This window comes from Cupriavidus sp. UGS-1 (assembly GCF_021213615.1).
In the GTDB taxonomy this organism is placed as follows: domain Bacteria; phylum Pseudomonadota; class Gammaproteobacteria; order Burkholderiales; family Burkholderiaceae; genus Cupriavidus.
Genome location: NZ_JAJQJF010000019.1, coordinates 82799 through 102239, shown reverse-complemented (window position 1 = coordinate 102239; position 19441 = coordinate 82799). Strand labels below are relative to the sequence as shown.

16 protein-coding genes and 1 pseudogene are annotated in these 19441 nt (G+C 67.9%); 14 read left to right on the top strand and 3 right to left on the bottom strand.

The features are described from left to right. The 3 genes and pseudogenes from LRR16_RS20810 to map all read right to left on the bottom strand — a co-directional run. Window positions 1-797, bottom strand: a pseudogene (locus LRR16_RS20810) (16S rRNA pseudouridylate synthase); the annotation flags it as partial. Window positions 798-817: 20 nt separating this feature from the next. Beyond that, window positions 818-3403: a [protein-PII] uridylyltransferase gene (locus LRR16_RS20805; RefSeq protein WP_232206977.1), complete on the bottom strand. Its 2586-nt coding sequence runs from the start codon at window positions 3401-3403 to the stop codon at window positions 818-820. Between the two features lie 139 nt (window positions 3404-3542). Beyond that, window positions 3543-4361 carry a type I methionyl aminopeptidase gene (map, locus tag LRR16_RS20800; protein ID WP_006578104.1) on the bottom strand — a complete coding sequence of 273 codons (819 nt, stop codon included), beginning with the start codon at window positions 4359-4361 and terminating at the stop codon, window positions 3543-3545. A 304-nt stretch (window positions 4362-4665) separates the two neighbouring features. Here map and rpsB point away from each other — a divergent pair, with 304 nt between their 5' ends. From rpsB to lpxB, 14 genes are all read left to right on the top strand, one after another. Then, on the top strand, window positions 4666-5409 hold the full coding sequence (rpsB, locus tag LRR16_RS20795) for a 30S ribosomal protein S2 (protein WP_006578103.1): 744 nt from the start codon (window positions 4666-4668) through the stop codon (window positions 5407-5409). Between the two features lie 290 nt (window positions 5410-5699). After that, window positions 5700-6578 carry a translation elongation factor Ts gene (tsf, locus tag LRR16_RS20790; RefSeq protein WP_232206976.1) on the top strand — a complete coding sequence of 293 codons (879 nt, stop codon included), beginning with the start codon at window positions 5700-5702 and terminating at the stop codon, window positions 6576-6578. A gap of 318 nt (window positions 6579-6896) precedes the next feature. Continuing rightward, the gene (gene pyrH, locus LRR16_RS20785; RefSeq protein WP_006578101.1) at window positions 6897-7607 is read left to right on the top strand and encodes a UMP kinase; all 711 of its coding nucleotides are present in this window, start codon (window positions 6897-6899) and stop codon (window positions 7605-7607) included. Window positions 7608-7717: 110 nt separating this feature from the next. Then, window positions 7718-8278 carry a ribosome recycling factor gene (gene frr, locus LRR16_RS20780; protein WP_006578100.1) on the top strand — a complete coding sequence of 187 codons (561 nt, stop codon included), beginning with the start codon at window positions 7718-7720 and terminating at the stop codon, window positions 8276-8278. Between the two features lie 69 nt (window positions 8279-8347). Continuing rightward, window positions 8348-9118 carry an isoprenyl transferase gene (locus tag LRR16_RS20775; protein WP_006578099.1) on the top strand — a complete coding sequence of 257 codons (771 nt, stop codon included), beginning with the start codon at window positions 8348-8350 and terminating at the stop codon, window positions 9116-9118. A gap of 44 nt (window positions 9119-9162) precedes the next feature. Next, window positions 9163-9984, top strand: coding sequence for a phosphatidate cytidylyltransferase (locus tag LRR16_RS20770; protein ID WP_232206975.1), 822 nt, complete (start codon window positions 9163-9165; stop codon window positions 9982-9984). 19 nt (window positions 9985-10003) lie between these two features. Next, window positions 10004-11218: a 1-deoxy-D-xylulose-5-phosphate reductoisomerase gene (ispC, locus tag LRR16_RS20765; RefSeq protein WP_232206974.1), complete on the top strand. Its 1215-nt coding sequence runs from the start codon at window positions 10004-10006 to the stop codon at window positions 11216-11218. A gap of 14 nt (window positions 11219-11232) precedes the next feature. Beyond that, window positions 11233-12648, top strand: a complete 1416-nt coding sequence (gene rseP, locus LRR16_RS20760; protein WP_232206973.1) for an RIP metalloprotease RseP — start codon at window positions 11233-11235, stop codon at window positions 12646-12648. Between the two features lie 129 nt (window positions 12649-12777). Continuing rightward, on the top strand, window positions 12778-15078 hold the full coding sequence (gene bamA, locus LRR16_RS20755; protein ID WP_043438778.1) for an outer membrane protein assembly factor BamA: 2301 nt from the start codon (window positions 12778-12780) through the stop codon (window positions 15076-15078). A 13-nt stretch (window positions 15079-15091) separates the two neighbouring features. Then, window positions 15092-15619, top strand: coding sequence for an OmpH family outer membrane protein (locus LRR16_RS20750; RefSeq protein WP_006577559.1), 528 nt, complete (start codon window positions 15092-15094; stop codon window positions 15617-15619). A gap of 34 nt (window positions 15620-15653) precedes the next feature. Next, window positions 15654-16760, top strand: coding sequence for a UDP-3-O-(3-hydroxymyristoyl)glucosamine N-acyltransferase (lpxD, locus tag LRR16_RS20745; RefSeq protein WP_006577560.1), 1107 nt, complete (start codon window positions 15654-15656; stop codon window positions 16758-16760). Then, complete coding sequence (fabZ, locus tag LRR16_RS20740) at window positions 16757-17209, top strand: 3-hydroxyacyl-ACP dehydratase FabZ (protein ID WP_006577561.1); 453 nt, start codon at window positions 16757-16759, stop codon at window positions 17207-17209. The genes lpxD and fabZ overlap by 4 nt, the downstream gene beginning before the upstream one ends. A 96-nt stretch (window positions 17210-17305) precedes the next feature. Continuing rightward, on the top strand, window positions 17306-18109 hold the full coding sequence (gene lpxA / locus LRR16_RS20735) for an acyl-ACP--UDP-N-acetylglucosamine O-acyltransferase (RefSeq protein ID WP_023264058.1): 804 nt from the start codon (window positions 17306-17308) through the stop codon (window positions 18107-18109). A 107-nt stretch (window positions 18110-18216) separates the two neighbouring features. Next, window positions 18217-19350, top strand: a complete 1134-nt coding sequence (gene lpxB / locus LRR16_RS20730) for a lipid-A-disaccharide synthase (protein WP_231906596.1) — start codon at window positions 18217-18219, stop codon at window positions 19348-19350. Window positions 19351-19441 lie beyond the last annotated feature (91 nt).

The window sequence follows — 19441 nt, the reverse complement described above, 5'->3', positions numbered from 1 at the left end:
CGGCGGGGACGATCGCGCGATTCGGCTGCGGCCAAGCGCGGCGGACGTTCGCCGCGCTCGCCCGGACGGGCACGCTGACCACGGCCGTCCCGCTCGGCGCCGAATTCGCGACGCGGGCCGGCGGCGCGCTCGGTACGCTCACCACGCTCGAAGCGCTGCGGCCGCTCGGTACGTTCGCTGCGCTCGAAGCGCTGCGGCCGCTCGGTACGCTCACCACGCTCGAAACGCTGCGGCCGCTCGGTACGTTCGCCGCGCTCGAAACGCGGTGGCCGTTCGGTGCGCTCGCCACGCTCGAAGCGCTGCGGCCGCTCGGTACGTTCGCCGCGCTCGAAACGCGGCGGCCGCTCGGTACGTTCGCCGCGCTCGAAACGCGGTGGCCGTTCGGTGCGCTCGCCGCGCTCGAAGCGCGGTGGCCGTTCGGTGCGCTCGCCACGCTCGAAACGCTGCGGCCGTTCGGTACGCTCCCCGCGCTCGCTGCGTTCTCCCCAACGTGCCGGCCGTTCGCGCGCTTCGTCGCCGAAACGGCGCGGGCCGCGTTCGTCGCCACCGGGCCGGCGCAGGCCGCGTCCTTCCGGCGTGGAGCGGCCGGCGCCTTCCTTGCGCGGCTTGCCGCCGGCCTCGGCGCGTTGCTGCGCGGCGCGCACGCCTTCGGCGACCGTCTGGACGCGGCGCCGGTTCAGATCGGACACGCGTACCGGCCGGGTGGCGCCGCTCTTGCGGGCCGCGCCGGTACCCGTGCCGGCCGCGGCGGATTTCAGTCCCAAGGTCTTGCGCTTGGGGGAGGGTTGATCGCTCATGGTTTCAATGGTGTCGCGGCTCAGATGTCGAGCGCCGCGAGCAGGTCCTGTTCAAGCTGGATTTCGAGCCGATTGTCGGCGGCGAGGCGGCTGCCGTCGACCAGGAACATGTCCTCGACCCGTTCGCCCAGCGTGTTGATGCGTGCGGTATGCACGGAGATATGGTGGCGGCCCAGCACGCGTGCGATCGCGTACAGCAGGCCGGTGCGGTCGTTGGCCGACAGCTCCAGCAGGAAGTACTGCCCGCGCTCGTCCGGCCGCAGGTCGACGCGCGGCTTGATCGGAAAGCTGCGCGACTGGCGCGACAGCCGGCCCTGGGTCGGCTCGGGCAGCGGCGCCTGATGCGTCAGCCGCTCGCACAGCTCGTGCTCGACCAGCGCGATGATGTCGCGATAGGTGTCGCGCCCGCCGCCGACGACGCCCGGATCGAAGACCTGGAAGGTATCCAGCGCGTAGCCATGCCGCGTGGTGTGGATCTTCGCCTCCTGGATCGAGAAGCCCTTGCGCTCGAAATAGCCGCAGATGCGCGCGAACAGGTCGGGCTGGTCCTTGGCGTAGACCGCGACCTGCAGCCCTTCGCCGGCCGGCGACACGCGCGCCTTGACCACCGGCTGCTCGCTGTCGACGCGGTGGGCGAGATGGCGTGTCAGCCAGGCGATGTCGCGCGCGTCGTGGCGCAGGAAGAAGGCCACGTCGAGCCGTTCCCACAGCGCCTCGGCGCGGGCCGGATCGAATGCCTGCAGCCGCAGCGCCGCGATCGTTTCGTCACGCCGCTGCGCCCACAGCGAATGCGGATCGACGCGGGCGCCGCCGAGCACGCGCAGCGTGATGCGGTACAGGTCCTCCAGCAGCTTGCCTTTCCACGCGTTCCAGACCTTGGGGCTGGTGCCGCGGATATCGGCCACGGTCAGCAGATACAGCGCGGTCAGGTAGCGCTCGTTGCCGACCACGCGGGCGAAGGCATGGACGACCTCGGGATCGGTCATGTCCTGCTTCTGCGCGACGTGGCTCATCGTCAGGTGGTGCTCGACCAGCCAGGCGATCAGGTTGGCATCCTCGCGCGCGATGCCGTGCTGGCGGCAGAAGCGGCGCGCATCGGCGGTGCCGAGCTTCGAGTGGTCGCCGCCGCGGCCCTTGGCGATATCGTGGAACAGCGCGGCCAGCCACAGCACCCACGGCTTGTCGAAGTTCGCCATCAGCTGGCTGCAGAACGGGAACTCGTGGGTGTGCTCGACGATCGCGAAACGGCGCATGTTGCGCACGACCATCAGGATGTGCTGGTCCACTGTATAGACGTGGAACAGGTCGTGCTGCATCTGCCCGACGATGCGGCGGAAGTTGATCAGGTAGCGGCCCAGCACGCTGGTCTGGTTCATCAGCCGCAGCGCATGCGTGATGCCCTGCGGCTCCTGGATGATGGCCAGGAACTGCTGGCGGTTGAGCGGGTCGTTGCGCCAGCGCGCGTCCATGACCGTGCGCGCGTTGTACAGCCCGCGCAGCGTGCGCGGCGACAGGCCCTTGACGCCCGGGGTGCGCTCGTACAGCAGGAACGTTTCGAGGATCGCGTGCGGATTGCGCTCGTACAGGTCGTCGCTGGTGATCTCGAGCATGCCCTGGCGCTCGACGAAACGCTCGTTCAGTACGCGCGTGACCTTCGACTCGCTGGGAAACAGCATCGCCTCGATATTGAGCAGCAGCACGCTGTTGAGCTGCGTCACGGCCTTGGCGGCCCAGTAGTAGCGCCGCATCAGCTGCTCGCTGGCGCGCTTGTTGGCGTTCTGCCGATAGCCGAAGGCCTCCGCCAGCGCGGTCTGCAGGTCGAACACCAGCACGTCCTGGCGGCGGCCGGCCAGCAGGTGCAGGCGCGCGCGGATGGTCTTGAGCAGGCGTTCGTTGCGCGTCAGCTCCTGTGCCTCGCGCTCGGTCAGCAGGCCCTTGTCGCGCAGCTCCTTCCAGCTGTCGCCGTAGCCCGCCGCCTGCGTCATCCACAGGATCACCTGCAAGTCGCGCAGGCCGCCCGGACTCTCCTTGCAGTTCGGCTCGAGCGCGTAGGGCGTGTCCTGGTACTTGGCGTGGCGCTGGCGCAGTTCGAGCAGCTTGGCCTGGAAGAAGGCGCGCGGGTCGAGCTCGGCGCGATAGCGTGCCTGCAGCTCGGCGAACAGCGTGCGGTTGCCGGTCACCAGCCGGGCCTCGAGCAGCGCGGTGCGGATCGTCACATCCGCGCGCGCCTCGCGCATGCAGTCGTCGACGGTGCGCACCGACGAGCCGATCTCCAGCCCCAGGTCCCAGCACAGGCCGATGAACTTCTCCATGCGGCCGACGGTGTCCGCGTCCGGCTCGGCCGGCAACAGCAGCAGCACGTCGACGTCCGAATGCGGGAACAGCTCGCCGCGGCCATAGCCGCCGACGGCCACCAGCGCCATGCCGGCCGGCAGGCCGAGCCCGCGCCAGCACTCGACCAGCGCGTGGTCGACCGCCTGGCGCAGCCGCGTCAGCAGCGAGCCGACCTGGCCGCCGCCGGTGAAGGCATCGAACAGCGCCTGCTTGTCGGCCTTGAGCCGGTCGCGCACGCGCGTGGCGAGCAGCAGTTCCGGAGTGGTATCCATGGCTGGGACGGGTTGGGTCGACATGAGGGGCAGGGTGGGCGGCGAGAAGCTGCGAGGGCTGCGAGGGTGCGTTCAGTCGGCGAACGGGCGCGATCGGCGCGGCCCCAAACGACAGGGGCGCCTCCCGGCGCCCCTGCGATCAGGCCGCGAGCGTGTCGGTGATGAAGGCGGGCGGCGCCTGCGTGCCGGCCGACACCGTCAGCACCTCGTAGCCGGTGTCGGTCACCAGCACCGTGTGTTCCCATTGCGCCGACAGGCTGCGGTCGCGCGTCTTGACGGTCCACTGGTCGGGCATCGTGCGGATGTCGCGCTTGCCCGCGTTGATCATCGGCTCGATCGTGAAGATCATGCCGGCCTGCAGCTCCATGCCGGTGCCGGGGCGGCCGTAGTGCAGGATCTGGGGATCCTCGTGGAAGTTCTTGCCGATGCCGTGGCCGCAGTATTCGCGCACCACGCTGTAGCCGGCCGCTTCCGCATGCTGCTGGATCACGTGGCCGATGTCGCCGAGCTTGGCGCCCGGGCGGACCTGGGCGATGCCCTTCCACATGCATTCGAAGGTCACCTGGGCCAGGCGCTTGGCCAGGATCGAGCCCTCGCCGACGATGAACATGCGGCTGGTGTCGCCGTAATAGCCTTCCTTGGTGATCACGGTGATGTCCAGGTTCACCGCGTCGCCGTTCTTCAGCACGCGGTCGCCCGGGATGCCGTGGCAGATCACGTCGTTGACCGAGGTGCAGATCGCGCCGGGGAAGGGTGGGTAACCCGGGGGCGCATAATTCAGCGGCGCAGGGACCGTGCCTTGTACGTCACGCATATAGGCGTGGCACAGACGGTCCAGCTCGCCGGTGGTGACGCCGGGCTTCACGAACGGCGTGATGTAGTCGAGGACTTCGCTGGCCAGCCGGCAGGCGACGCGCATCTGGGCGATGTCTTCGGCGGTCTTCAAATGGATGCTCATGCTGCGACGCGGAAAAAGTGTAACGGGCGGCACGTGGGGCCGGCGCCCGTTTCTGGATTGGCAAACCGGGATTATCGCACCATCGGCAGCCTGCCGCACCCCGCCGCGGCGACAAGCCCGCGCCGCACCGGGACGGTGCCCCCCGAACGGCCGGCCTGCGGCGGGCTTGAGCGATGGCCGGGATGTTGCTACAATCGCGGGCTCGCTTGGTTTTGCCTTGCGAAATCGCGAGTCCGCCCATCCGGGGTGTTCCTGTTCAGGAATGTCGGGGCGGACTTCAGACCGAACCCTTTTGGAGAATTCAATGTCCGTCACCATGCGTGAAATGCTGGAAGCCGGTTGCCACTTTGGCCACCAGACCCGCTTCTGGAACCCCAAGATGGCCCCGTTCATCTTCGGCCATCGCAACAAGATCCACATCATCAACCTGGAAAAGACGCTGCCGATGTTCCAGGACGCGCTGAAGTATGTGCGTCAGCTGGCAGCGAATCGCGGCACCATCCTGTTCGTCGGCACCAAGCGCCAGTCGCGCGAGATCCTGGCCGAGGAAGCGGGCCGCGCCGGCATGCCCTACGTCGACGCCCGCTGGCTCGGCGGCATGCTGACCAACTTCAAGACGGTCAAGATCTCGATCAAGCGCCTGAAGGACATGGAAGCCGCCAAGGAAGCCGGCGCGCTGGACACCATGAGCAAGAAGGAAGCGCTGATGTTCGAGCGCGAGATGGAAAAGCTCGAGAAGTCGATCGGCGGCATCAAGGACATGGGCGGCATTCCTGACGCGATCTTCGTGGTCGACGTCGGCTACCACAAGATTGCCGTGACCGAAGCCAACAAGCTGGGCATTCCGGTGATCGGCGTGGTCGATACCAACCACTCGCCGGACGGCATCGACTATGTGATCCCGGGTAACGACGACTCGAGCAAGGCGGTTGCGCTGTATGTGCGCGGCGTCGCCGACGCGATCCTGGAAGGCCGCGCCAACGCGGTGCAGGACGTGGTCGAAGCGGTCCGCGGCAGCGACGACTTCGTCGAAGTCGAGGAAGCCTGAGGCCAGCCCCGCCCGCAGGCGGGACGGCCCGGACGGCCCTGACAGACCCGTGGCGCGCGCCGGCATCGCCGGCCGCGTGACCACCAGAAAAGGGGGCGACATGGTACGCCCCCTTTTTTGAATGCGCGCGGTGCGCGCGCAGCAAGCAGAGAAGAAGCAAGCAGGAATGATTGTCATCCGATGTGGCTACGATCACGGCGGGTGAGTCTTTGAACACCACGCGGCTGGCCGCGGCGCGGGACACCCAGGTCCGGCGGGCGGCGGTGCGTGAACCAATCAAGGAGTGACAAATGGCGGCAATTACCGCAAGCATGGTGGCTGAACTGCGCGCGAAGACCGACGCGCCGATGATGGAGTGCAAGAAGGCCCTGACCGAAGCGGACGGCGACCTGGCCAAGGCCGAGGAGCTGCTGCGCGTCAAGCTGGGCAACAAGGCCAGCAAGGCCGCTTCGCGCGTGACCGCCGAAGGCGTGGTCGCCGCCTTCATCGACGGCACCACCGGCGCGCTGGTCGAGCTGAACTGCGAGACCGATTTCGTCTCGAAGAACGACGACTTCCTGGGCTTCTCGGCCAAGGTCGCCGAGCTCGTTGCCAAGCAGAACCCGGCCGACGTGGCCGCGCTGTCGGCGCTGCCGCTGGACGGCCAGACCGTCGACCAGGTCCGTGCCGCGCTGATCGGCAAGATCGGCGAGAACATGACGATCCGCCGTTTCGCCCGCTATGCCGGCGGCGGCAAGCTGGTCTCGTACCTGCACGGCACCCGCATCGGCGTGATGGTCGAGTTCGACGGCGATGAAGTCGCCGCCAAGGACGTCGCCATGCACATCGCCGCGATGAAGCCGGTGGCGCTGTCGTCGGCCGACGTGCCGGCCGAGCTGATCGCCAAGGAGCGCAGCATCGCCGAGCAGAAGGCCGCCGAGTCGGGCAAGCCGGCCGAGATCACCGCCAAGATGGTCGAAGGCTCGGTGCAGAAGTACCTGAAGGAAGTCTCGCTGCTGAACCAGCCGTTCGTGAAGAACGACAAGCAGACCGTCGAGCAGATGCTCAAGGCCGCCAACACCACGGTCAAGGGCTTCACGCTGTACGTGGTCGGCGAGGGCATCGAGAAGCGCCAGGACGACTTCGCCGCCGAAGTGGCCGCGCAGGTCGCCGCCGCGCAGAAGGGCTGATATCCCGGGCGGGAGGCAGGCGCCGGTCTGGCGCGATGACGGCCCGCCGTATAATCCCGAGGGGCACCGCGAGGTGCCCCTCGGCACAAGAAGAGAGAACAATGGCGCGTGCCGCCCGAACGGCCGGTGCATGCGTCCAGCGTGCCGGCCCGCGAGCCGGACGCGGAGCCCGTTTTCGCCGTCGCCCGTTTTGACTGGCATCGCCCTCCGGGCCCTGCCGACGCGCCCGGGCCACGGGGAAAGCCGGCTTGGTCCCGGCGGCATCCGCCCTCCGGGGCGAGGCCCAGATCGAAGACTCGAACCAGCCCGAGGGTGAATATGCCAGCCTACAAGCGCGTCCTTCTGAAACTGTCCGGTGAGGCCCTGATGGGCGACGATGCCTTCGGCATCAACCGGTCCACGATCGAAGGCATGGTCAATGATATTGCCGAGATCGTGAAGCTCGGCGTGCAGGTGGCAGTGGTGATCGGCGGCGGCAACATCTTCCGCGGCGTCGCCGGCGGCGCCGCCGGCATGGACCGCGCGACCGCCGACTACATGGGCATGCTGGCCACGATGATGAACGCGCTGGCGCTGCAGGACGCGATGCGGCACGCCAATATCGAAGGCCGGGTGCAATCGGCGCTGCGCATGGACCAGGTGGTCGAGCCCTATATCCGCCCGCGCGCGATCCGCCAGCTGGAAGAGGGCAAGGTCGTGATCTTCGCCGCCGGCACGGGCAACCCGTTCTTCACCACCGATACCGCGGCCGCGCTGCGCGGCTCCGAGATCGGCGCCGAGGTGGTGCTCAAGGCCACCAAGGTCGACGGCGTCTATACCGCCGATCCGAAGAAGGATCCCAGCGCCACGCGCTACACCACGATCAGCTTCGACGAGGCGATCTCCCGCAATCTGCAGGTGATGGACGCCACGGCCTTCGCGCTGTGCCGCGATCAGAAGCTGCCGATCAAGGTGTTCTCCATCGTCAAGCCGGGCGCGCTCAAGCGCGTGATCCTGGGCGAGGACGAGGGTACGCTGGTCCACGTTTGAGGCGCCGTGCGGGCCCGCCGCGAGGTGGCGCACGCAACGGCACAGAGTAGAATGATTCGTTTTCGGCCCCGTCCGCCGGGGTCATGGCAGCCAGTTTTCCGGAGGTTATGATGAGCGTCGCCGACATCAAGAAGAGCGCCGAGCAGAAGATGCAGAAGACCATCGAAGCGTTCAAGGCCGATCTGGCCAAGATCCGCACGGGTCGTGCGCACACCGGTCTGCTCGACCATGTCCAGGTCGAATACTATGGCTCGCCGGTGCCCATCAGCCAGGTCGCCAATATCGGCCTGGCCGATGCCCGCACCATCAGCGTGCAGCCGTGGGAAAAGAAGATGGTCGGCGCGGTCGAGAAGGCCATCCGCGACGCCGACCTGGGCCTGAACCCCGCCACCATCGGCGAGGTGATCCGCGTGCCGATGCCCCCGCTGACCGAGGAGCGCCGCAAGGAGCTGACCAAGGTGGTCAAGGGCGAGGGCGAGAGCGCCAAGGTGGCGGTGCGCAATCTGCGCCGCGACGCGAACGAACAGTTCAAGAAGCTGGTCAAGGACAAGAGCATCTCGGAAGACGACGAGCGTCGCGGACAGGACGAGGTGCAGAAGCTGACCGACCGCTATGTCGCCGAGATCGACAAGCTGGTCGCCGAGAAGGACAAGGAGATCATGACGGTCTGAGCCGCGGCGCCGCTCGCCGGTCCCGCTGCGGACTGGCGCGATGACGCCGCCGGGGACCCGTCCACCATCATGCACATCAGTTCCACACTCGCCATCCCCGAGACCGGTTACGTACCGGCCCACGTCGCCATCATCATGGATGGCAACGGGCGCTGGGCCACGCAGCGGCATCTGCCGCGGGTCGCCGGCCATAGCCGCGGCCTGGATGCGGTACGTACCGTGGTGGAGGCGTGCGCGGTGCGAGGGGTCAAGTACCTGACGCTGTTCGCCTTCAGTTCGGAGAACTGGCGGCGGCCGGCCGACGAGGTCACCTTCCTGATGCGGCTGTTCATGATGTCGCTGCGGCGCGAAGTGGTGAAGATGCACGCCAACAATATCCGCCTGAAGGTGGTCGGCGACCTGACCCGCTTCAGCCCGCGCATCCAGCAACTGATTGCCGACGCCGAACGCCGCACCGCGGGCAATACCGGCCTGACGGTGACCATCGCCGCCAACTATGGTGGCCGCTGGGACCTGCTGCAGGCGGTGCGCAAGATGCTGCTGCAGCAGCCGATGCTCGACCCCTCGACGATCGAGGAATCGACGCTGGCGCCGCACCTGGCGATGGCCTACGCGCCGGAGCCGGACCTGTTCATCCGCACCGGGGGTGAGCAGCGCATCAGCAATTTCCTGCTGTGGCAGCTCGCCTATTCCGAGCTCTATTTCACCGACGTGTTCTGGCCCGACTTCGACGCGGCCGAACTGGACAAGGCGTTCGCCTCGTACCGGCAGCGCGAACGGCGTTTCGGCCGCACCAGCGCGCAGGTCGTGGCGCCGTCCGGCCTGTCCGGCACCGCTTGAACGCGCCGGCCGCTCGCCATCGAACCAACCCGGACTCGCAGCGCATGCTTCTTACCCGTGTCATCACCGCCCTGTGCCTGTTGCTGCTGATCCTGCCGATCCTGTTCCTGGCGCCGCCCGCGGCGCTGGCCGGCCTGATGGCGGTGATCGTGGCGCTGGCCGCCTGGGAATTCGGCCGTCTGCTCGGCCTGCGCGGCGCGGGCCCGTGGATCTACGCGATCGCCTGCGTGGTCGCGATGATCGCCTGGCATGACCTGCCGGCGCGCGGCGCGATGCTGTGGCTGCTGCAGGCCTCGGTGGTCGCCTGGGGCGTCGCCATCGTGCTGCTGGCGCGCGGCGTGCGCAAGGCCACGCCGGCCTTCGCGATCGTCGCCGGCCTGGTCGGCCTGGTGATCCTGCCGGCGTTCGGCCACGCCGCGATGCTGCTGCGCGGCCTCGGCGTCGGCGTGCTGCTGTCCGCCGCGGCGCTGGTCTGGGCCGCCGATATCGGCGCCTATTTCGTCGGCAAGGCGATCGGCCGCCGCAAGCTGGCGCCCAGCATCAGCCCCGGCAAGTCGTGGGAAGGCGCGATCGGCGGCTGGCTGTTCGCGCTGGCCGTGGCGCTGTCGCTGGCGGCCACCCATGCGTTCGCGCCGACCTGGTTCGACCGGGTGGCGGACCGCAACGGCATGCTGATGGTGGCGCTGCTGACCACGCTGATGGTGATCGCCAGCGTGGTCGGCGACCTGTTCGAATCGCTGCTCAAGCGGCAGGTCGGCAAGAAGGACAGCAGCCGGCTGCTGCCCGGCCACGGCGGCGTGCTGGACCGCATCGATGCGCTGCTGCCGGTGTTGCCGCTGGCCGCGCTGCTGATCCTGTATCTCTGATTTTCCCCAGGCCTTTTTCATGCGTCGCATTACCGTCCTTGGCGCCACCGGCTCGATCGGCGACAGCACGCTGGACGTGATCCGGCGCCATCCCGAGCGCTATGCCGTGCATGCGCTGACCGCGCATCGCCAGATCGACAAGCTGGCCGAGCGCTGCGCCGAGTTCCGTCCGGCGCGGGCGGTGGTCGGCAGCGACAGCGCCGCGGCCGAGCTGCGCGAGCGGCTGCGCCTGGCCGGCGTCGGCACCGAGGTGCTGCACGGCGACGCCGCGCTGGCCGAGGTCGCCGCGGACGCCGAGGCCGATACGGTGATGGCGGCGATCGTCGGCGCCGCCGGACTGCGGCCGACGCTCGCCGCGGCGCAAGCCGGCAAGCGCGTGCTGCTGGCCAACAAGGAGGCGCTGGTGATGTCCGGCGCCATCTTCATGGACGCGGTGCGCGAGCACGGCGCGACGCTGCTGCCGATCGACAGCGAGCACAACGCGATCTTCCAGTGCCTGCCGTTCGACGATCCGCGCTATCGAGCCGGCGTCGCCCGCGTGGTGCTGACAGCGTCCGGCGGGCCGTTCCGCACGCGCGATCCGGCCTCGCTGCACGACATATCCCCGGACGAGGCCTGCGCCCATCCGAACTGGGTGATGGGGCGCAAGATCTCGGTCGATTCGGCCACGATGATGAACAAGGGCCTGGAGGTCATCGAGGCCCACTGGCTGTTCGGCGCGCCCGCCGAGCGCATCGACGTGCTGATCCACCCGCAGAGCATCGTCCATTCGATGGTCGCGTATGCCGACGGCTCGGTACTGGCGCAACTGGGCAATCCCGACATGCGCACGCCGATCGCTTACGGTCTCGCCTATCCCGAACGAATCGATGCCGGCGTCTCGCCGCTCGATCTGGTCGCGGCCGGCACGCTGGCCTTCGAGACGCCGGACCTGCAGCGCTTCCCGTGCCTGGCGCTCGCCTTCGACGCGCTGCGCGCCGGCGGCGTGGCGCCCGCGGTGCTGAATGCCGCCAACGAGATCGCGGTCGACAGCTTCCTGCACGGCGCGATCCGTTTCACCGATATCGCCAACGTGGTCGCGCGCGTGCTCGAGCAGGGCCCGCGCCATGCGGCCGACTCGCTCGACGCGGTGCTGCAGGCCGACCAGCAGGCCCGCGCGCTGGCCCGGACGCTGGTGCAAGCGGGCAGCCAGGCAAGCGCCGGCGCCAGCGCCGGCGCGGCCACGCCAAGCTGAACCTGACCGCCGCCATGCAGACCATTCTCGCCTTCATCGTTGCGCTCGGCATCCTGATCTACGTGCACGAGATGGGCCACTACCTGGCCGCGCGCGCGTGCGGCGTCAAGGTGCTGCGCTTTTCGATCGGCTTCGGCCGTCCGCTGCTGCGCTGGGTATCGCGCCACCGAGATCGCACCGAATGGACGCTCGCGGCGATTCCGCTGGGCGGCTATGTCAAGATGCTCGACGAGCGCGAACGCGATCCCGAGCGCGACCCTCCCTACGATCCCGCCGACCTGCCGCGCGCCTTCAACCGGCAGCCGGTCGGCAAGCGCATCGCCATCGTCGCCGCCGGGCCGGTCGCCAACTTCCTGCTGGCGATCGGGCTGTATTTCACGCTGTTCGCCGGCGGCATGCAGGAGCCAGCGCCGGTGCTGGCAACCCCGGTGGCCGGTACCGCCGCGGCCCAGGCCGGCGTGCGCGACGGCGACCGCGTGCTCTCGCTGACCGCCAACGACGAGACCGAGACGGTGCGCTCGTGGAACGACCTGCGCATGGCCGTGATGGCGCAGGGATTCGACGGCGCCGGCGCGGTGCTGCGCGTGCGCGGTGCCGACGGCGCGGAACGCGACCTGACCATCGCGCGGCTGCCCAGCACCGGCGGCGATCCCGAGCGCGATCCGCTGGCCACGCTGGGGCTCGCGCTCAAGGGCGGGCCGGTGACGATCCGCGAGGTACTGCCCGATTCGGCCGCCGAACGCGCGGGCCTGCGCGCCGGCGACCGCGTGCTGGCGTGGCAGGGCGAGCCGATCCGCCAGGCCGATCAGCTGATCCGCGCGGTGCGCGCCAATCCGGGCGCGCAGGCGACGCTGTCGATCGAGCGCGAAGGCAGCACGCTGCAGGTGCCGGTCAAGGTCGACGCGGTGCCGGACGACAGCGAAGGGGCGCAGCAGAAGACGAAGGAGGGCGGCGGCAAGGCGGCGACCGCCGGCAAGCTCGGCGCGGCGCTGACGCAGGCCGTGCAGATGGAGACCGTGCGCGATGCCCCGCTGCAGGCGCTGGCCCGTGCCGGACAGCAGGTATGGGACACCAGCGTGCTGTCGCTCAAGCTGCTCGGCCGCATGCTGATCGGCCAGGCTTCGCTGCAGAACCTCAGCGGTCCGCTGACCGTCGCCGATTACGCGGGCAAGGCCGCGAACCTCGGCTGGCAACCGTTCGTCGGCTTCCTGGCGCTGGTCAGCGTCAGCCTCGGCGTATTGAATTTGTTACCCATTCCGGTATTGGACGGGGGGCATTTGCTGTATTATTGCGTTGAATTTTTGACTGGCAGGCCCGTTCCAGACCACTGGCAGGCTGTGCTGCAGAAGGTCGGCATTGCCTGCATCTTGCTCCTGACTTCGCTCGCCTTGTTCAACGACGTCAGCCGCCTGTTTCTCGCGCGCAGCTAGAATCCGGTGCGCAACGACGTAGCGGCGTGCCGCGGCACCGGCCACGGCGACCGTTGCGGACCTCGTCGCGAGGCCGCTCGGCGAAGCATCAGAGCCCAATCCTGCATGGAATCAAAGAGGGGATCAAGATTGATCAGACATAAGCGCATCTCGCTTAGCATGCTGGCGAGTGCCATCATCGCGGCCTGGGCACCGGCGGGCTGGGCCGCGGATCCGTTTGTGGTCAGGGATATTCGGGTAGAAGGGCTGCAACGGGTCGAACCCGGTACGGTCTTCGGCTATCTGCCAGTCAAGGTAGGCGAGACCTTCACCGACGACAAGGGCGCCGACGCGATCCGCGCGCTCTACAACACCGGCTTCTTCAAGGACGTACAGATCCGCGCCGAGGACGGCGTGCTGGTCGTCCATGTCGAGGAACGCCCGGCCATCTCGCAGCTCGAGTTCGTTGGCATCAAGGAATTCGACAAGGACACGCTGCGCCGTTCGCTGCGGGCCGTCGGCGTGGCCGAGGCGCGCTACTACGACCGCGCGCTGATCGACAAGGCCGAGCAGGAACTGAAGCGCCAGTACGTCGCGCGCGGTTACTACGCGGCCGAGGTGCAGACGACGATCACGCCGGTGGACCGCAATCGCGTCTCCGTCGTGTTCAACGTCGACGAAGGCCCGATCGCCAAGATCCGGCAGATCAATATCGTCGGCAACAAGGCCTTCAAGGAAGGCACGCTGCGCGACGAGATGCAGCTGTCGACGCCGAACTGGCTGTCCTGGTACACCAAGAACGACCTGTACTCGAAGCAGAAGCTGACGGCCGACCTCGAGGCGCTGCGCTCGTTCTACCTGAACCGCGGCTATCTCGAGTTCGCGATCGAATCGACCCAGGTGTCGATCACGCCGGACAAGAAGGACATCTACCTGACGCTGAACATCAAGGAAGGCGACCAGTACAAGGTGTCGGACATCCGCCTGGCGGGCGAGCTGCTCGGCAAGCAGGAAGAAATGGAGAAGCTGCTGACCCTGAAGAAGGGCGACATCTTCTCGTCGGAAAAGCTGACGCAGAGCACCAAGGCCATCACCGACCTGATGGGCACCTACGGCTATGCGTTCACGACGATCAATCCGCAGCCGCAGATCGACCGCGAGAAGCGCGAGGTCGCGCTGACGCTGATGGTCGACCCGGGCCGCCGCGTCTACGTGCGCCGCGTCAACGTGGTCGGCAACAGCAAGACGCGTGACGAGGTGGTGCGCCGCGAGATGCGCCAGATGGAAAGCTCGTGGTTCGACAGCGAGAAGCTGACGCAATCGCAGGCCCGCATCAACCGCACCGGCTACTTCACCGACACCAACATCACCACCGAGGACGTGCCCGGCGCGCCCGACCAGGTCGATGTGAACGTCAACGTCACCGAGAAGCCGACCGGCCAGATCAGCCTGGGCATGGGCTTCTCGTCGACCGACAAGCTCGTGCTGCAGGCCGGCCTGCGCCAGGACAACGTGTTCGGTTCGGGTACCAGTCTGGGCCTGGACGTCAACACCGCGAAGTCGTTCCGCACGATTGCCCTGACGCAGTACGACCCGTATTTCACCGTCGACGGCATCAGCCGCTCCACCGACATCTACTACCGGACCTCGCGCCCGCTGTACTACATCGGCGACCAGGACTACCGGATCGTGTCGACCGGCGGCGGCTTCAAGTTCGGCGTGCCGTTCTCCGAGAACGACACGGTGTTCTTCGGCATCGGCTACGAGCGGACCGAGCTGACGGTGTCGAACAACACGCCGATCCAGTACCAGCGCTGGGTGCGCGAGAACGGCGACGTCACCAACAACTTCCCGTTCACGATCGGCTGGGCGCGCGACCGCCGCGACAGCGCGCTGATCCCGACCAAGGGCCCGTACACGCAGGCCAACCTTGAAGTCGGCCTGCCCGGCATCGGCGACACGCAGTACTACCGCGCCACGCTGCAGCAGCAGTACTACTATCCGCTGTCGAAGGCGTTCACGCTGGCGTTCAACGGCGAAATCGCCTACGGTCACGGCTATGCCGGCAAGGACTTCCCGGTCTTCAAGTACTTCTACGCCGGCGGTATCGGCTCGGTGCGCGGCTACCAGACCAGCACGCTGGGCCCGAAGGACCAGAACGGCAACCCGATCGGTGGCGCGTCGAAGGTGATCGGCAACGTCGAGTTCATCTTCCCGCTGCCGGGCTCCGGCGTGGACCGCACGCTGCGGCTCTTTACGTTCTTTGATTTCGGTAACGTGTACCAGGAAGGCGAGGCGCCGCGCTTCAGCGACCTGCGGTATTCGACCGGTCTCGGCCTGTCGTGGCTGTCGCCGATCGGTCCGCTGAAGGTCAGCGTGGGCTTCCCGCTCAAGCGCGAAGAGGGCGACCGCACCCAGCGCTTCCAGTTCCAGATCGGTACCGCGTTCTGACAGAGGTCGATTCATGAAAAATACAACCCGCATCATCCAGTCGTTCGCCGTCGCCGCCGCAGCGGCGGCCGCGCTGACGGTGGCCGCGCCCGCCGGCGCGCAGGAAACCCGCATTGCCGCCGTCAATTCCGAACGCATCCTGCGCGATTCGCAGCCGGCCAAGCAGGCCCAGGTCAAGCTGGAGCAGGAGTTCTCCAAGCGCGACCGCGAGCTGCAGGACATGGCCCAGAAGATCAAAGGCATGGCCGACCGGCTCGACAAGGACACCGCCGTGCTGGCGGACGCCGACCGCCAGCGCCGCCAGCGCGAGCTGGCCGACCTGGACCGCGAATTCCAGCGCAAGCAGCGCGAATTCCGCGAGGACCTGAACCAGCGCCGCAACGAGGAACTGGCGCAGGTGCTCGAGCGCGCCAACCGCGTGATCCGGCAACTGGCCGAGCAGCGCAAGTACGACCTGATCGTGCAGGAAGCCGTCTACGTCAATCCGCGCATCGACATCACCGACGATGTGATGAAGGCCCTGAACGCCGGCGGCAAGTAAGCCGTCCGCGTTCGTCGTTCCAGGAAGTACCGCGATGAAGACACCCACACTGGGTCAGCTCGCCACGGACACCGGCGCGCAAGTTGTGGGTGATCCCACGCTGGCCGTGCGCGGCCTCGCGCCGCTCGATCAGGCAGGGGAAGGGCAGCTGTCCTTTCTGTCCAATCCGCTGTATCTGCCGCAGGCGCTGACCTCGTCGGCCACCGCGGTGATCGTCTCGCCGGCCGACCTCGACCGCATTCGCGAGCAGGGCCGCGCCGACGGCCGCAACTGGCTGGTCGCGCGCAATCCCTATGTCTGCTTCGCGCGCATCGCGCAGCAATTCGACCGCGCCGCCAACCACGACCCGCGCACCGGCATCGATCCGCGCGCCAGCGTCGCGGATGATGCGGTGGTGCCCGCCTCCTGCTATATCGGCCCCAATGTCGTGATCGAAGCCGGCGCCCGGCTCGGCGAGCGCGTGCGCGTGCTGGCCAATACCTATATCGGCGCCGGCGCGCAGATCGGCGACGACACGCTGCTGTACGCCAACGTGTCGATCTACCACGGCTGCGTGGTCGGGCAGCGCTGCATCGTCCACAGCGGCGCGGTGATCGGGGCCGACGGTTTCGGTTTTGCGCCGGACATTCGCCCCGACGGCGTCGAATACGTCAAGATTCCGCAGACCGGCCGCGCCGTGCTCGGCGACGATGTCGAGATCGGCGCCAACACCGCGATCGACCGCGGCGCGATGGGCGATACCGTGGTCGAGGACGGCTGCAAGATCGATAATCAGGTCCAGATCGCGCATAACGTGCGCGTCGGCGCCCATACCGTGATCGCCGGCTGCGCCGCGATCGCGGGCAGCACCAAGGTAGGCCGCTTCTGCGTGATCGGCGGCTCGGCCAATTTCGCCGGCCATCTGCAGATCGCCGATCGCACCACGGTATCGGGCGGGACCTCGATCACCAAATCGATCGCGAAGCCGGGCCAGCATTTCACCAGCGTGTTTCCCTTCCTGCCGCATGGCGACTGGGAGCGCAACGCCGCCATCGTGCGGGGGCTATCCAAACTGCGCGAACGCGTGGTGCAACTGGAGAAGCGCCTGCGCGGGCAGGGCCCGGACGCCACGACAAAGAATACGGAAGAGAAATCATCATGACCGCCACCGACATCGACATCCGCCAGATCCTGAAGCTGTTGCCGCATCGCTATCCGATCCTGCTGGTGGATCGCGTGCTCGAATTCGAACCGCAGAAACGGATCAAGACGCTGAAGAACGTCACCATCAACGAGCCGTACTTCCAGGGGCATTTCCCCGGCGCGCCGGTGATGCCGGGCGTGATGATCCTGGAGGCGCTGGCGCAGTCGGCCGGCCTGCTGACCTTCGGCGCGGACATGGAGCGCAAGGAAGGCTCGCTGTACTACTTCGTCGGCATCGACGGCGCCCGCTTCAAGCAGGTCGTCTACCCCGGCGACCAGCTGCATATGCATGTCTCGGTCGAACGCTATATCCGCGGCATCTGGAAATTCAAGGCCCACGCGACCGTCGACGACAAGGTCGCCTGCGAGGCCGAGCTGATGTGCACCGTCAAGCAGGCCGACGCCTGACGCCACGGCGCCAGGCGCCGTCTTGACGCGGCGCCCGCGAACGTAGAGGCGAACGCGGGCGCGCCGCCCACCACAAGATCGATAGGACTTTCACGCATGACGCAAATCCATCCCACCGCCCTGGTCGACCCGAAGGCCGAACTGGCGGCCGACGTCAGCGTCGGACCGTTTTCCATCGTCGGTCCCCATGTACGGATCGGCAGCGGTACCGTGATCGGTTCGCACACCACGATCGAAGGCCACACCACCGTCGGCGCGGACAACCGCATCGGACCGTACGCGTCGGTCGGCGGCGCGCCGCAGGACATGAAGTACCGCGACGAGCCGACCCGGCTGGTGATCGGCGACCGCAACCGCATCCGCGAATTCACGACGATCCATACCGGCACGGTGCAGGACGAGGGCCTGACCAGCATCGGCAACGACAACTGGATCATGGCGTACGTGCATATCGCGCACGATTGCCGCGTCGGCAACCACACCGTGTTCTCGAGCAATGCGCAGATCGCCGGACACGTGCAGGTCGGCGACTGGGCCATCCTCGGCGGCATGAGCGGGGTGCACCAGTTCGTGCGCATCGGCGACCACGCGATGCTGGGCGGCGCCTCGGCGCTGGTGCAGGACGTGCCGCCGTTCGTGATCGCGGCCAGCGACAAGAACGGCAACAAGGCCACACCGCACGGCATCAACGTCGAAGGGCTGCGCCGGCGCGGTTTCGACGCCGGCCAGATCGCCGCGCTGCGCCAGGCCTACAAGCTGCTGTACAAGTCGGACCTGGGCTTTGACCAGGCTCAGGCCGAAATCGGCCAGATGCTGGCCCAGGCCGACGCGAGCACCGCCGTGCCGCTGCGCGCCTTCCTGGAATTCATCGCCGCGACCAAGCGCGGCATCGTGCGCTGAAGCCCGGCGTCGCCATGGCCGACGCGAAAATGCAGCCGATTCCGGTCATCGAACCCCAGGCCGCCGCCGCGCCGTCGGCGCTGCCCGGATTGCGTGGCGAGATCGCGATGGTGGCCGGCGAGGCCTCGGGCGATCTGCTGGCCTCGCTGCTGTTGTCGGGGCTGCAAGCGCGGCTCGGCGACGCGGTGTCCTACTCGGGCATCGGCGGGGCCCGCATGATGTCCCAGGGCTTTGTCTCGCATTGGCCGATGGAGACGCTGTCGGTCAACGGCTATGTCGAGGTGCTGGGCTCGCTGCGCGAGATTCTGGCGACGCGGCGCGCGATCCGCGACCGCCTGCTGGCCGATCCGCCGCTGTGCTTCATCGGCGTCGACGCGCCGGACTTCAACTTCGGCCTGGAAGTGCCGCTGCGCCGCGCCGGCATTCCGGTGGTCCACTTCGTCAGCCCCTCGATCTGGGCCTGGCGGGGCGGGCGTATCCGCACCATCGCGAAGGCCGTCGACCATATCCTCTGCCTGTTCCCGTTCGAGCCGGAGATCTACGCCAAGGCCGGCATTGCCGCGACCTATGTCGGCCACCCGCTGGCCGACGTGATTCCGATGGTGCCCGACGTCGAAGGCGCGCGCGCGAAGCTGGGCCTGCCGGCGGGGCGCCGCGTGGTCGCGGTGCTGCCGGGCAGCCGGCAGTCCGAAGTCCGGCACCTGGGCGCGACGTTCTTCGCCGCGATGGACCAGATGCGGCAGATGGACAACGCGCTGGCCTTCGTGGTGCCGGCGGCCAATGCGTCGCTGCGGGCTGTGATCGAATCGCATGCCAGCGAGTATCCTGAACTCGACGTGACCATCGTCGACGGCCAGTCGCATCTGGCGATGGAGGCGGCCGACGTGGTGCTGCTGGCCAGCGGCACCGCGACGCTGGAGGCGGCGCTGTACAAGAAGCCGATGGTGATCTCGTACAAGGTGCCCTGGCTGACCGCGCAGATCATGAAGCGGCAGGGCTATTTGCCCTACGTCGGGCTGCCGAATATCCTGTCGGGACGCTTCGTCGTTCCCGAGCTGCTGCAGGACGACGCCACGCCCGAGGCGCTGGCGCGCGAGACGCTGCTGCAGTTGAACGACCAGGACAACACCGCCTTCCTGTACGAGCACTTCACGCAGATGCACCAGACCCTGCGCCGCAATACCGCCGATATCGCCGCCGACGTGGTGGTCGATCTGCTGCGCAGCCGGAGGGCCGGCTGATGGCGCGGCTGCCTGCGCGCAAGCCCGCCACCGCCGCCGGTGTCGCCAGCGGGAAGGGCGGCAAGACGACGGCCGCCAAGGCGGGCAGGGC